This window comes from Streptococcus mitis, assembly GCF_905187495.1.
Lineage (GTDB): Bacteria > Bacillota > Bacilli > Lactobacillales > Streptococcaceae > Streptococcus > Streptococcus mitis_CU.
In genome coordinates this window covers 159,171-173,045 of record NZ_CAJJIB010000001.1, presented here as the reverse complement: position 1 = coordinate 173,045, position 13,875 = coordinate 159,171, and the positions used below count along the sequence as shown (strand labels likewise).

Sequence of the window (13,875 nt, the reverse complement as noted above, 5' to 3'; positions counted from 1 at the left end):
CTCAAAACACTGTTTTGAGGTTGCAGATAGAGCTGACGCGGTTTGAATTAGATTTTCGCAGAGTATTAGACTTCTATTTTATCATAAATCAAGCCCTTCTTGCAGTCTCTTCTCGTAAAATCTTAGCGTCAAAAAGAGTCCTATCATAGCTTGCTTGCCTGACTAGTCTATAAACATCGAAAAAGACTGGTTGCCCAGCCTTTGCCTTTATGTTAATCCTTTTTCAAACTTCCTGAACGAGTCTGCGTACGTGAATAAGCTAGCAAGAGAAGAGTACCTGCGATAGCTACAGTTACAGCATTAGCAATTCCCGCAACAATCCCTTGGGCAAATACTTTTTCTGCAGCTTCTTGATAAATCACAACATCTCCAAGTGGTGCCAAGACACCCCAAACAAGAGCATTTGCAACAATCTGAATGAGGTTAAAGAAGACAATATCCTTCAACTCAAAAACACCCTGTGTTACTCGAATGTATTTTCTAAAGAGACCTACAGCTAGACCAAAGAGACCACTAGCAATAATCCAAGTCCACCATAGACCGTAGCCAGCAAGAGAGTCCTTCACTGCATGCCCAATTAAACCAACAAGTAGTCCCACTAGAGGGCCAAAAATAATAGACAAGAGGCTCTGTACCGCATACTGAAGCTGGATGCTTGTATTTGGAACAGGCGTTGGAATACTGATCATCCCGATGACAACAAAGAGCGCAGCTCCAACACCGATAGCAACAACTTGTTTAATTGATTGATTTTTCATCTATATTCTCCTATTTTATGATTCTATTTTCTTTATTTCAATGGTCCAAGATGAACCGACACCCACATTATAGGCCTTGGCAAAGGAACCTTGGTTGATAGCCAGACCTAAACGATAGAGAGAGTTGATGTAAAGGATGGGTTGCCCAATTCTCACATCTGCAAATGATTTGCCATAAACAACCTGATTTTGATAGACCAGCATATCAGCGTGATAGATAGTCACTTCAAAACGGTCACCGAATGCTGGTTCCAGCTTGTAAAATTCTTCTCGCGTGATAGAGGTCCAAAGCGAACCAAAACGCACATCCAGAATATCAATAGCTCCCTTCACCAGATGATCTTCTATGATTGTCTCTACGACTGGAAGCTCTACAATCTGATCCACACTGAGCTCTGGCCCCACTTCCTCAAAACTAATGTGACCACTGGCTAATTTAGCACCAGTATAAGCATAAACATCACGACCGTGGAAGGTATAAGAATGCTCTGTGTTTTGACGTCTATTAGCTACCTCAGAAATTTCACGAATGGCTACAATACCAACGTGTTTCTTGATAAAAGAAAGAGTCCCATTATCTGGCGTGACAATGTATTGATTTTTTGCAGTCTTGGCAACCACACTCTTACGTTTCGAGCCGACACCTGGATCGACCACCGATACAAATGTCGTTCCCTCAGGCCAGTAATCCACAGTCTGAAAGAGACGGTAACTTCCCTCAAAAATATTATAAGGCGTAATATCGTGCGTCAAGTGATGAATTTTTAAGGTTGGAGATTCTTCTAAAGCCACTCCAATCATAGCCGATACCGCACCATCAACCAGACCAAAGTCTGATTGTAATACCAGTAAATTATTATTCATTTTATCTCCTTGTATATCCTTTATCATACCATATTTCAGAGAAAGGTGCTAATAGCTTTTTTAATTGGTTAGGGTATAGTTTTACCTTATAGCAAATTTCCTACTAAAAGCTCTTGTTATTAGCTAGTAGGTGCATTTTTTCTTGAAAAAAGGTATGATAGTTACATCATGAAAAAGTAGGTTTTATTATGAAAATTATCCTTGTCGGAGGGGGAAAAGTTGGTTTTGCCCTCTGTCGCTCCTTGGTTGCAGAAAAGCATGATGTTTTGCTGATTGAGCAAGACGAAGCCGTCCTCAATCATATTGTCAATCGCTTTGATATCATGGGTATCCTTGGCAACGGAGCTGATTTCACCATTCTTGAGCAAGCAAGTGTCCAGGACTGTGATATCTTTATCGCCCTGACTGAGTACGATGAAGTAAACATGATTGCAGCCGTTCTCGCTAAGAAAATGGGAGCTAAAGAAACCATTGTTCGGGTGCGGAATCCTGAATACTCTAACTCTTATTTCAAAGAAAAGAATATTCTCGGTTTTTCTCTTATCGTCAACCCTGAGCTCTTGGCTGCCCGCGCTATCGCGAATATCATTGACTTCCCCAACGCCCTATCTGTCGAACGTTTCTTTGGTGGACGCGTTAGCCTCATGGAATTCACTGTTAAATCCTCCAGTGGTCTTTGCCAAATGCCCATCTCTGATTTTCGGAAAAAATTCGGCAATGTCATTGTCTGTGCGATAGAAAGAGATCATCAAATTATCATCCCAAGTGGTGACATGACCATACAGGATAAAGATAGAATCTTTGTCACTGGTAACCGTGTTGACATGATGCTCTTCCATAATTATTTCAAGTCTCGTGCCGTGAAGAGTCTTCTTATTGTTGGAGCTGGTAGAATTGCCTATTATCTACTAGGTATCCTCAAAGACAGTCGTATCGATACCAAGGTTATTGAAATCAATCCTGAAATCGCTAGCTTCTTTAGCGAGAAATTCCCAAACCTCTACATCGTTCAAGGAGATGGTACCGCAAAAGATATCCTGCTGGAAGAAAGTGCTCAAAACTATGATGCCGTTGCGACTCTAACAGGGGTCGATGAGGAAAATCTGATTACCTCTATGTTCCTTGACAGGGTAGGTGTACAAAAAAATATCACCAAGGTCAATCGTACCAGTCTCCTCGAAATTATCAATGCGCCTGATTTTTCAAGTATCATCACACCTAAAATCATCGCTGTAGATACGATTATGCACTTTATTCGTGGTCGGGTTAATGCCCAGTATTCAGACCTTCAGGCCATGCACCATCTAGCCAATGGTCAAATCGAAACCCTGCAATTCCATATCAAGGAAGCTAATAAAATGACTGCCAAACCTCTTTCTCAACTAAAACTGAAAAAAGGGGTTCTTATAGCAGCCATCATTCGAAAGGGCAAGACTATTTTCCCTACTGGGGAGGATATGTTGGAAGTTGGAGACAAGCTCCTAGTAACAACCTTGTTGCCAAACATCACCAAGATTTATGACTTGATCGCGAGGTAAGAAATGAATAAAAGTATGATTCGTTACCTCCTTTCAAAATTACTTTTGATTGAAGCTGTTCTTCTTTTGGTTCCTGTGTCTGTCGCTCTCTATTACCGTGAATCGAGCCAAGTCTTTACGGCCCTCTTTTCAACAATAGGGATTCTCGTATTACTAGGCGGTTCAGGAATTTTACAAAAGCCCAAAAATCAACGGATTTATGCCAAGGAGGGAGTCTTGATTGTTGCCCTCTGTTGGATCCTTTGGTCCTTCTTTGGCGGTCTCCCCTTTGTTTTTGCTAAGCAAATTCCCAGCGTTATCGATGCCTTTTTTGAAATCAGTTCTGGCTTTACAACTACTGGAGCAACTATTCTGAACGACGTTTCGGTTCTCAGTCGTTCCCTCCTCTTCTGGCGAAGTTTTACCCACTTGATTGGAGGGATGGGAGTGCTTGTTTTTGCACTTGCTATTATGGACAATGCTAAGAATAGCCACCTAGAAGTGATGAAAGCTGAGGTTCCTGGCCCTGTTTTTGGCAAGGTTGTATCCAAACTCAAAAATACTGCCCAGATTCTCTATCTCCTTTATCTAGCTCTCTTCTCCCTCTTTGTCATCATCTATTATCTGGCTGGCATGCCCCTATTTGATAGTTTTGTCATTGCCATGGGAACAGCAGGTACAGGAGGTTTTACAGTCTATAACGATGGAATCGCCCACTATGGTAGCTCACTGATTACCTATCTAGTTAGTATCGGAGTTTTGGTTTTTGGGATAAATTTCAATCTCTACTACTACCTCATGCTCCGTCGGGTCAAGGCCTTCTTTGGAGATGAAGAACTCCGAGCTTACTTGGTAATTGTTCTGCTTTCTACAGGCTTGATTAGCCTCAATACTCTCTATCTCTATCCAGGATTTTCAAAGAGTTTTGAAATGGCCTTCTTCCAAGTTTCCAATATCATTACGACGACTGGTTTTGGTTACGGGGATATTACCAACTGGCCCCTCTTCTCCCAGTTTATCCTTCTCTTCCTCATGGGAATCGGTGGTTCTGCTGGTTCAACCGCAGGTGGACTCAAGGTTATTCGAGGCCTCATCCTTTCAAAAATTGCCAAAAACCAAATTTTGTCAATTCTATCGCCCCACCGTGTTTTGACCCTCCATGTTAATAAAACGGTGATTGACAAAGATACCCAGCATAAGATTCTCAAGTACTTTGTCATCTATTCTATGATTTTGCTATCCCTTATCTTTATTGTCAGCCTAGATAGCAATGATTTTCTAGTCGTTACCAGTGCTGTCTTTAGCTGTTTCAATAATATCGGACCTATTCTAGGAACCACTTCTAGTTTCTCAATCTTTAGTCCTATCTCAAAAATTCTCCTCTCCTTTGCAATGATTGCAGGGCGCTTGGAGATTTATCCAATCCTACTTCTCTTTATGAAGAGAACTTGGTCTAAGAGATAAAATACAACCACACCTTGTAAACCTACAAAGTGTGGTATTTTTATTTTCATACTCTTCGAAAATAAAATTCAAACCACGTCAGCTTCGCCTTGCCGTATATGTGTGACTGACTTTGTCAGTCTTATCTACAACCTCAAAGCGGTGTTTTGAGCAGCCCGCGGCTAGCTTCCTAGTTTGCTCTTTGATTTTCATTGAATATCAAATACCTCCCGCAACTCAACAAGTATCTTTGAATCCCGGTCAGACATTTCAATACCTGACTTAAGGAATTTAATAGTCCAAAAAATAACCCTCAGTCGTTTGACCGAGGGTTCCTTTTCATTATTCAAGTTAATTGATTAGCTCAATGCATCATCCATTGAAAGAACTTCGTGGAAGACACGTTGTGTCAATTCAGTTTTTTGTTCTGGAGTGAGGTATTTAGTGTTTACACAGTATCCAGAGATACGTACGATAACGTCTTCACCTGACATGATCTTTTCGTAAACATCGTTCAAGTCCATAACGTTCAAGTTAACGTGTTGTCCACCGTTTTCAAAGTAACCATCAAGGATTGTTACCAAGTTATCAACTTGTTCGTCACGAGTCTTACCAAGAGCGCGAGGTGATACTTGTGTAGTCAATGAGATACCATCAGCTGCATAACTAAAGTCAAGGCTAGAAAGTGAGTTCAAGTTTTGCAACCATCCACCTTTAGCTTTATTAGATGGGTTAGCACCTGGTGAGAAGAATTCAAGTTTAGACAAGTTGACAGAACCATCTTCGTTGAGGTATACACCTTTGTGGACTGGTGAGTTACCAGTTTGTTTAGAGTAAGCAACATTAGATGTGATTGTCAAAAGTGATACTGTAGCTTCTGCGTCTTTGTAAAGTTTGTGGCTACGTAGACGAGTTGTATAAGCTTCAATCAACCACTCTGCCAATTCGTTTGAACGTGGGTCATCTTCACCCCAACGTGGGTATTCACCGATTGTTTCATAATCGTAGATGTAGCCATTTTCATCACGGATTGGTTTAACTGTAGCGTATTTGATAGCTGACAATGTGTCAACAGTGTTGGCAAATCCACAGATACCGAATCCCATGTTCGCACGTTGTTTAGTTGGCAAGAAGGCCATTTGAACAGCTTCGTAGTTGTACTTATCAGTCATGTAGTGGATGATATTCAAAGCATCTACGTAAGTGTCAGTCAACCAGTCAAGAGATTTTTCAAAGTTAGCTTTAACTGATTCAAATTCAAGAACTTCGTCACGGATTGGTTCGATGTCAAATACTTTGTAGTCTTTGTGAACATCGTCGTAACCACCGTTCAAACCAGTAAGAAGGGCTTTCAATACGTTTACACGAGCACCGAAGTACTGGATGTTGTGGCGTTGTTCTTCATTTTCTGGGTCAAGTGGAGACACACAGCATGAGATACAGCTCATTTCACCATATCCGTCTTTAGCCATTGTTGTTACACCTTCGTATTGGATAGAAGAGTGTTTGTGGCTCATATGCATACAGTAGCGACGGAAGTTGTATGGCAATTTGTCAGTCCAAAGAACTGTCAAGTTTGGTTCTGGAGAGTTACCGATATTGTCAAGAGTGTTCAAGAAACGGTAGTCCATCTTAGTAACACGGTGACGACCGTCGTTACCCATACCAGCCATAGAAGTTGTGATGAAAGTTGGGTCACCTGAGTACAATTGGTCGTAAGCTTTTGTACGAGCAAATTTAACTGTACGAAGTTTCATAACGAAATCATCAACGAATTCTTGGATTTCTGATTCAGTAAATGTACCACGAGCAAGGTCACGTTCTGCAAAGATATCCAATACGATTGGTACACGTCCTAGAGATGTAGCAGCACCGTTGATAACACGGCAGACAGACATGAAGGCGATGTTAACCCATTGGATTGCTTCTTTAACGTTCATCGCTGGTTTGCGAACGTCAACTCCGTAAAGGTCACCCAAGCGAACAACTTGTTGCAACGCTTGGTATTGAAGATTGATTTCTTCACGAAGACGGATTGTTTCTTCATCGATTTCTTCGATTGCATTCCAGTCGTTTACTTTTTCTTGCATCAAGTAGTCTGCACCGTAAAGAGCAAGACGTGCGTAAACACCGATGATACGTCCGCGTGAGTATGCATCTGGAAGACCAGTTACAGTGTGAGCGTGACGAGCACGACGGATGTTTGAAGTGTAAGCACGGAAGATACCGTCGTTAACTGTTGTTACGTATTTAGTGAAGATTTCGTGAACAGCTGGGTCTGGTTCGTATCCATTTTCTTTCAAAGTAGTTTCAGCCATACGGATACCACCTTTTGGCATGAAGTTCAATTTGAAGAGTTCGTCATTTTGGATACCAAAGATAACTTCGTTTTCTTTATCGATAAATCCAGCAGGAATATCAGCGATAGAAGTTGGACGAGTGTCCATTGGGAAACGAGTTTCTTCGTAGTGAGCCTTAGTTTCTTCTACAATTTTTTTGATGTGAAGTGAACGTTCTGTTGGTCCTGCAAGGAAGCTTTCGTCTCCGTCATAAGGTGTGTAGTTAGCTTGTACGAAGCGTGATACACTTGCTTTTTCTTTCCAATCTACGCCTTTGAAGCCTTCCCAAGCTTTATCAAAAATATCTTGTGCTTCAACAACTGTCTTAACAACCATGTTAATGTCCTCTTTTTTCTTTCTAGTAACAACCATCTGTTACATTCATGAGACAAGTATACCACACAGTAACCGATTTCAACAAGTGGAAATCCCCTGTTTTTACACTTTCTTTTCTAAAACAGTCTATATTTTTCCCCGAACTGTATTATATTTTTGAAAAAATAAAGTCCTTTTTTCTTTTTTTCAGAAAAAAGGGTATAATAAAAGAAAATAAGCAGTAAAAAGGCGATAAGCATGTTGATTTTTCCATTATTAAATGATTTGTCAAGAAAAATCATCCATATTGACATGGATGCCTTTTTTGCTGCGGTGGAAATCAGAGATAATCCTAAACTCAGAGGAAAACCTGTCATTATCGGAAGCGACCCTCGGCAAACAGGTGGGCGTGGTGTCGTTTCCACTTGTAGCTATGAGGCGCGAGCTTTTGGTGTCCATTCAGCCATGAGCTCTAAGGAAGCTTATGAACGTTGTCCCCAGGCCGTCTTTATCTCAGGAAATTATGAGAAATACAAAGCTGTGGGACTCCAGATTCGAGCTATTTTTAAGCGCTATACAGATTTGATTGAACCCATGAGCATCGACGAAGCCTATTTGGATGTAACAGAAAATAAACTCGGTCTCAAGTCAGCGGTCAAAATCGCTCGCCTCATTCAAGAGGATATCTGGCAAGAACTCCATCTAACTGCTTCTGCCGGCGTTTCTTACAACAAATTCTTAGCTAAAATGGCCAGTGACTATCAAAAGCCACATGGTCTGACAGTGATTCTACCTGATCAGGCTGAGGATTTTCTCAAACAAATGGATATTTCCAAGTTTCATGGAGTAGGAAAAAAGACGGTGGAACGCCTTCATCAGATGGGTGTTTTTACTGGAGCTGACCTACTTGAAGTTCCTGAAGTGACCCTAATAGACCGCTTTGGCAGACTGGGCTATGACCTGTATCGAAAGGCTCGTGGCATCCACAATTCCCCCGTCAAATCCAATCGCATCCGTAAATCAATCGGCAAGGAGAAAACCTACGGGAAGATTCTCCGTGCCGAGGAAGATATCAAAAAAGAGCTGACTCTTCTATCAGAAAGAGTCGCTCTCAATCTCAGTCAACAAGAAAAAGCTGGAAAAATTGTCATTTTGAAAATCCGCTACGAGGACTTTTCAACTCTTACCAAACGAAAAAGTCTGACTCAAAAAACACAGGATGCTAGCCAGATAAGCCAAATAGCCCTGCAACTCTATGAAGAGTTAAGCGAGAAAGAAAGAGGTGTCCGCCTGTTGGGGATTACCATGACTGGATTTTAAAACCTTGAAGAGTGGACCCTTCAAGGTTTTTTCTTATACAAATAAACGGACAAAACTGTAAAGTAGCAAAACACTACCAAGCACGATGCGGTATTTACCGAAAAGGGTAAAGTCGTGTTTTTTTACATAGCTTGTCAAAAAGCGAATAGCCACCATGCTGACTGCAAAAGCGACTCCCATCGCAACCAAGAGCAAGAACAATTGCCCAAAGCTCAAGAGCTGTCCTGCTTTCACAAATTTGAAAATCTTTAATGCACTAGCTCCAAACATAACAGGAATTCCAAGATAGAAGGTAAATTCTGTCACAACTGAACGACTGGTTCCATTTAACAAACCACCGACAATCGTTGCACCTGAACGACTGGTTCCTGGTAAAAGGGCAAGAACTTGGAAGAGTCCGATATAGAAGGCTGTCGTATAAGGAAGCTTGTCCAACTCTGTTACACTTGGTTCGATAGCACGAGCTTTATTGCGCTTTTCCAAATAGATAAAGGCAATTCCATAGATAATCAACATAAGAGCAACAGAAACCATGTTATGGAAGTGGGTATCAAACCAATCATCAAATTTAAAGACGGCAAGTAAAGGCAAAGTGGCAACTAAGACCTTCAACCACAGTCTCCAAGTCTTACGAACTTCCTGCTTGTCCTTAGTCGGCTTGAAAGGATTGAGCTTGTTAAAGTAAATGACCATGACTGCTAAAATCGCACCAAGCTGAATCACTACATTAAACATGGACATAAAGGCTTCATTTTGATCTTGGTATTGGATAAATTCCTCTGCCAAAATCAAGTGACCTGTACTGGAAATCGGCAACCATTCCGTAATTCCTTCAACAATCCCGAAGAAGATAGATTTTAAAATTTCAATAAGATACATAGATTACTCCTTTTTTCTATCTTCCATTATAGCATACTTTTTCAGTCTATGGCAGTTCTCTTTAAAAGGCGCCGATACTTCCACCGCCACCGCCTCCAGAGAAGCCACCGCCAGAACTTCCACTTCCAGAAGATACGGAATAGGTACTTGCTGTATTTGCGATGCTGGCATAATGGCTCATTTGCGCGCTTGAATGATAAAACATACTGTGCCAGCCATAAGCTACATAGAGATTGATATCTGGATTTTCCACTTGAATATGATGAACCTTCATCAAATGACTGACCTTGTCTGCATAGCCAAATAAGGTCGCATAGACCAAGAGGCGATTCCAGACCACAATACTTTCCAATTCAGCCTGATCCAATCGTGCAATCTCACGCAACATATTTTCAAAACTGGTCCAGAGATAGTATACTTCTGCTCCTGCTTCATTTAGGACACCATCACGATTATCTAATCGAAGCTTCCAATAATAGAAAACAGCCAAAACCAAACCTAGAAAACCAAGTATAGGCAAGGGGAGGAAAAGATAGCCATAAACGTCTAAACTGTACAAGAACAAACCAAATCCGATAAATAGGGGCAAGATAGTCAAGACACCCATACCTAATTGCAAGGCCTTTTCCCCACCAGTTAAAGGACGATAATAATCTGGAAGTCCCCAGAAGATAACCCGATTTCTCACTCCTTCTTGCATCTGGTTCAATACTTCTTCAAAAGAAGATTTGAGTTGAAGCCCCTTTGCTTGAATCCGTTTTTCATCAGAGGCTTTTGCTCTACGATAAAGACTATCAGATACCTTGTAATCCGCAAACAAATTGGAAAGAGTTGCTTCTTTTTTGCCTGAAAAGGCCAGATTTAGACAGTCTATCTCAAAACTTGACAAGCCATCTTCTTTCACCAGTCTCAAGCCAACTGCATCTCCTTCTGAAATAATAGAGACATTCCCACGGTCTATCACATCTAGCAAGGTAGCTTGAATAAGTTGGTCAAAGGTAAATTTACCTGCTCCTTTTGTTAGAGGACTCACTTCCTCCAAGGAGGTCGAGTAGACAGCCTCTGATAAAACCATAGGCTCTAATTCCATCGGTGGTTCATAGATACGATGATTTTTGGCATATTTGACAGAAGGAGTGGTCTTTCTTCTATAAATAAAATAGAAGCAGACACTTAATAACAAGGAGATAGAAAGTATCGAAGGGAAGACCCAAGTAACGAGTTGTTTACTTTGCTCTTTTTCTTTAAAAATCGAGTCTTCTATCTTATTAAACTCTTCTAAACGATTTCCTTTCAATCCCTGATCCCTAGCGCTAGCAAAATCAGTTCGAGGCCAGTAGGCATGCAATTCAACTCCACGCTTAGGCGGAAGATTGTCTAAACGGATAGTATAATCAAGGTTACTCTTTTCAATCGTTCCCTCTCTAAAAAGTTTCCCTGTATGGAAAAAGAGTTTTTCAGCCCCCTTGTCTCCCCTTACATGAAATTCAAACTTTCCAATAGTTCCTGAACTATCTGTCAGAGGTTGCCAATTTAATTCAGCGATATCATCATAAAGGAAAAGCAAATTCTTTAAATTCCAGACAAGGTCAACTTCAACTGTGTCGCCTTCCTGGCCTGGATTATAAACTTTAACAGTATAACCATCTGCTCCTTCTATCACTTCGCTCGTAACATCTGTCAGTTCAGCACCGTTTTTCGCGGCCTGAACCTTTGGATGAGGATTAATGTCAAATCCACTAGGCATCTTGCCAGCACGTCCAAGTCCCACGATTTGGCCCTTAAAGTCCTCCTCAAACTGATAAACTATCTTTTGTCTAAATTCTGCCGTATTGTCTGCATGAATATACAAATCCCCTTGGTAAGAGTTTATCTTGAAATCAATGGCAAAAACAGAGAGTGGAAGAAGGCAAAACAAGCCTAACACCAGTAAGAAAAAAGTTTTTTTCATCAACTAAGCCCCCTTTTTATCTTTGTTATCATTATATCATTTTTTCATAAGTAAGGGCTTACCTATATTGAAAAATAGAGTTTTTTTCGATAAAATAGGAGACAGTTATTTTTTAATAGATTAGAAATAGGAGAAATCATGAGAAAAATATACTTATCTATTTTCACAAGTCTCTTGCTGATGCTGGGACTTGTCAATGTTGCTCAAGCTGATGAATATTTACGCATCGGGATGGAAGCAGCATATGCTCCCTTTAACTGGACTCAGGACGATGATAGCAATGGAGCTGTCAAAATCGATGGGACCAACCAGTATGCCAACGGATACGATGTTCAAATCGCCAAGAAAATCGCTAAGGACTTAGGTAAAGAACCTTTGGTTGTTAAAACCAAGTGGGAAGGTCTAGTCCCTGCCCTTACTTCTGGTAAGATCGATATGATTATCGCAGGTATGAGTCCAACTGCAGAACGCAAACAAGAAATTGCCTTTTCAAGCAGCTACTACACTAGCGAACCTGTTCTACTAGTCAAAAAAGATTCTGCCTATGCAAACGCCAAATCTTTGGATGACTTTAATGGTGCGAAAATCACTTCTCAACAAGGTGTTTACCTTTATGACTTGATCTCACAAATACCAGGTGCTAAAAAAGAAACAGCCATGGGAGACTTCGCTCAAATGCGCCAAGCTCTTGAAGCTGGTGTCATCGATGCCTATGTTTCTGAACGCCCAGAAGCTCTGACCGCTGAAGCTGCGAACTCTAAGTTTAAGATGGTCCAAGTAGAACCTGGTTTCAAAACTGGAGAAGAAGATACAGCGATTGCCATCGGACTTCGTAAAGATGACAATCGTATTAGCCAAATCAATGCCAGCATTGAAACCATTTCAAAAGATGACCAAGTTGCCTTGATGGATCGTATGATCAAGGAACAACCTGCCGAAGCTACAACAACTGAAGAGACTAGCAGTAGTTTCTTTAGCCAAGTCGCTAAAATTCTTTCTGAAAACTGGCAACAACTCTTACGTGGTGCTGGTATCACTCTTTTAATCTCTATCGTCGGAACCATCATAGGTCTCATTATCGGCCTTGCCATTGGTGTCTTCCGTACTGCTCCTCTATCTGAGAATAAAGCCATTTATGGCCTACAAAAACTAGTCGGCTGGATTCTCAATGTCTATATCGAAATTTTCCGTGGTACACCAATGATTGTTCAATCGATGGTTATCTACTATGGAACTGCCCAAGCTTTCGGTATCAACCTTGACCGTACACTAGCTGCTATCTTCATCGTTTCAATCAATACCGGTGCCTACATGACTGAAATCGTCCGTGGTGGTATCCTGGCAGTTGACAAGGGACAATTTGAAGCTGCGACTGCTCTTGGTATGACTCATAACCAAACCATGCGTAAGATTGTCCTACCTCAAGTAGTCCGTAACATCCTACCAGCAACTGGTAATGAATTTGTCATCAATATCAAAGATACATCTGTATTGAACGTTATCTCTGTTGTCGAACTTTATTTCTCAGGAAATACCGTGGCAACACAAACCTATCAATACTTCCAGACATTTACAATCATCGCCGTGATTTACTTTGTCCTCACCTTCACCGTAACACGTATCCTACGCTTCATCGAACGCCGCATGGACATGGATACCTATACTACAGGTGCTAACCAAATGCAAACGGAGGATTTGAAATAATGCCACAAGCAATCCTTGAAATTAAACACCTCAAAAAATCCTATGGACAAAACGAAGTGCTAAAAGACATTTCTCTCACTGTCCACAAGGGAGAAGTTATCTCTATCATCGGAAGCTCTGGAAGCGGAAAATCAACCTTCCTACGCTCCATTAACCTCCTTGAAACGCCAACTGATGGACAAATCCTTTATCATGGACAAAACGTCCTCGAAAAAGGCTATGACCTCACGCAATACCGTGAAAAGTTGGGGATGGTGTTCCAATCCTTTAACCTCTTTGAAAATCTTAACGTACTTGAAAACACAATTGTCGCTCAGACAACTGTCCTTAAACGCGAACGTACAGAAGCTGAAAAGATTGCCAAAGAAAACCTAGAAAAGGTCGGCATGGGAGAACGCTACTGGCAAGCCAAACCAAAACAACTCTCAGGTGGTCAAAAACAACGTGTAGCCATCGCTCGTGCCCTTTCAATGAATCCGGACGCCATTCTCTTTGATGAACCAACATCAGCTCTCGATCCAGAAATGGTTGGAGAAGTCCTCAAAATCATGCAAGATCTGGCTCAGGAAGGCTTGACTATGATTGTCGTAACCCACGAAATGGAATTCGCCCGTGACGTCTCTCACCGTGTTATCTTTATGGATAAGGGTGTGATTGCTGAAGAAGGCAAACCAGAAGACCTCTTCACCAATCCTAAAGAAGACCGTACAAAAGAATTCCTTCAACGCTATCTCAAATAAAAAGAAAAGGCTGCATCAACCGTGCAGTCTTTTTACTAGCCAAAA

Annotated in this window: 10 protein-coding genes; 5 read left to right on the top strand and 5 right to left on the bottom strand. The window is 41.2% G+C overall.

Annotated elements, in window-relative coordinates; genetic code table 11:
* Window positions 1-212 precede the first annotated feature (212 nt).
* Both JQ843_RS00850 and JQ843_RS00845 read right to left on the bottom strand, forming a co-directional pair.
* Complete coding sequence (locus JQ843_RS00850; protein WP_033689391.1) at window positions 213-758, bottom strand: ECF-type riboflavin transporter substrate-binding protein; 546 nt, start codon at window positions 756-758, stop codon at window positions 213-215.
* A 15-nt stretch (window positions 759-773) separates the two neighbouring features.
* Window positions 774-1,622: an SAM hydrolase/SAM-dependent halogenase family protein gene (locus JQ843_RS00845; protein ID WP_001063590.1), complete on the bottom strand. Its 849-nt coding sequence runs from the start codon at window positions 1,620-1,622 to the stop codon at window positions 774-776.
* A 188-nt stretch (window positions 1,623-1,810) separates the two neighbouring features.
* Here JQ843_RS00845 and trkA point away from each other — a divergent pair, with 188 nt between their 5' ends.
* Window positions 1,811-3,160, top strand: a complete 1,350-nt coding sequence (trkA, locus tag JQ843_RS00840) for a Trk system potassium transporter TrkA (protein ID WP_203212640.1) — start codon at window positions 1,811-1,813, stop codon at window positions 3,158-3,160.
* Window positions 3,161-3,163: 3 nt separating this feature from the next.
* Entirely contained in the window at window positions 3,164-4,603 is a 1,440-nt protein-coding gene (locus JQ843_RS00835) for a TrkH family potassium uptake protein (protein ID WP_203212639.1), read from the top strand.
* Between the two features lie 338 nt (window positions 4,604-4,941).
* Here the strand turns inward: JQ843_RS00835 and pflB are convergent, their stop codons facing one another.
* Window positions 4,942-7,257: a formate C-acetyltransferase gene (gene pflB / locus JQ843_RS00830; protein WP_049532477.1), complete on the bottom strand. Its 2,316-nt coding sequence runs from the start codon at window positions 7,255-7,257 to the stop codon at window positions 4,942-4,944.
* 237 nt (window positions 7,258-7,494) lie between these two features.
* Between pflB and dinB the strand changes: the two genes are divergently transcribed.
* Complete coding sequence (dinB, locus tag JQ843_RS00825) at window positions 7,495-8,556, top strand: DNA polymerase IV (RefSeq protein ID WP_203212638.1); 1,062 nt, start codon at window positions 7,495-7,497, stop codon at window positions 8,554-8,556.
* Window positions 8,557-8,589: 33 nt separating this feature from the next.
* Here the strand turns inward: dinB and JQ843_RS00820 are convergent, their stop codons facing one another.
* Entirely contained in the window at window positions 8,590-9,435 is an 846-nt protein-coding gene (locus JQ843_RS00820; protein WP_203212637.1) for an undecaprenyl-diphosphate phosphatase, read from the bottom strand.
* Between the two features lie 61 nt (window positions 9,436-9,496).
* Window positions 9,497-11,386: a DUF2207 domain-containing protein gene (locus JQ843_RS00815; RefSeq protein WP_203212636.1), complete on the bottom strand. Its 1,890-nt coding sequence runs from the start codon at window positions 11,384-11,386 to the stop codon at window positions 9,497-9,499.
* Between the two features lie 138 nt (window positions 11,387-11,524).
* Here JQ843_RS00815 and JQ843_RS00810 point away from each other — a divergent pair, with 138 nt between their 5' ends.
* Together JQ843_RS00810 and JQ843_RS00805 are read left to right on the top strand one after the other, a co-directional pair.
* Window positions 11,525-13,090: an ABC transporter substrate-binding protein/permease gene (locus JQ843_RS00810; RefSeq protein WP_049542553.1), complete on the top strand. Its 1,566-nt coding sequence runs from the start codon at window positions 11,525-11,527 to the stop codon at window positions 13,088-13,090.
* Complete coding sequence (locus tag JQ843_RS00805; protein WP_049542555.1) at window positions 13,090-13,830, top strand: amino acid ABC transporter ATP-binding protein; 741 nt, start codon at window positions 13,090-13,092, stop codon at window positions 13,828-13,830. Before JQ843_RS00810 ends, JQ843_RS00805 begins: the two co-directional genes overlap by 1 nt.
* Window positions 13,831-13,875: the final 45 nt, after the last annotated feature.

Excerpts from the sequence above, each read along its gene's own strand:
- JQ843_RS00850 (WP_033689391.1), bottom strand. The coding sequence starts at position 758 with ATGAAAAATCAATCAATTAAACAAGTTGTTGCTATCGGTGTTGGAGCT.
- JQ843_RS00845 (WP_001063590.1), bottom strand. The coding sequence starts at position 1,622 with ATGAATAATAATTTACTGGTATTACAATCAGACTTTGGTCTGGTTGAT.
- trkA (WP_203212640.1), top strand. The coding sequence starts at position 1,811 with ATGAAAATTATCCTTGTCGGAGGGGGAAAAGTTGGTTTTGCCCTCTGT.
- JQ843_RS00835 (WP_203212639.1), top strand. The coding sequence starts at position 3,164 with ATGAATAAAAGTATGATTCGTTACCTCCTTTCAAAATTACTTTTGATT.
- pflB (WP_049532477.1), bottom strand. The coding sequence starts at position 7,257 with ATGGTTGTTAAGACAGTTGTTGAAGCACAAGATATTTTTGATAAAGCT.
- dinB (WP_203212638.1), top strand. The coding sequence starts at position 7,495 with ATGTTGATTTTTCCATTATTAAATGATTTGTCAAGAAAAATCATCCAT.
- JQ843_RS00820 (WP_203212637.1), bottom strand. The coding sequence starts at position 9,435 with ATGTATCTTATTGAAATTTTAAAATCTATCTTCTTCGGGATTGTTGAA.
- JQ843_RS00815 (WP_203212636.1), bottom strand. The coding sequence starts at position 11,386 with ATGAAAAAAACTTTTTTCTTACTGGTGTTAGGCTTGTTTTGCCTTCTT.
- JQ843_RS00810 (WP_049542553.1), top strand. The coding sequence starts at position 11,525 with ATGAGAAAAATATACTTATCTATTTTCACAAGTCTCTTGCTGATGCTG.
- JQ843_RS00805 (WP_049542555.1), top strand. The coding sequence starts at position 13,090 with ATGCCACAAGCAATCCTTGAAATTAAACACCTCAAAAAATCCTATGGA.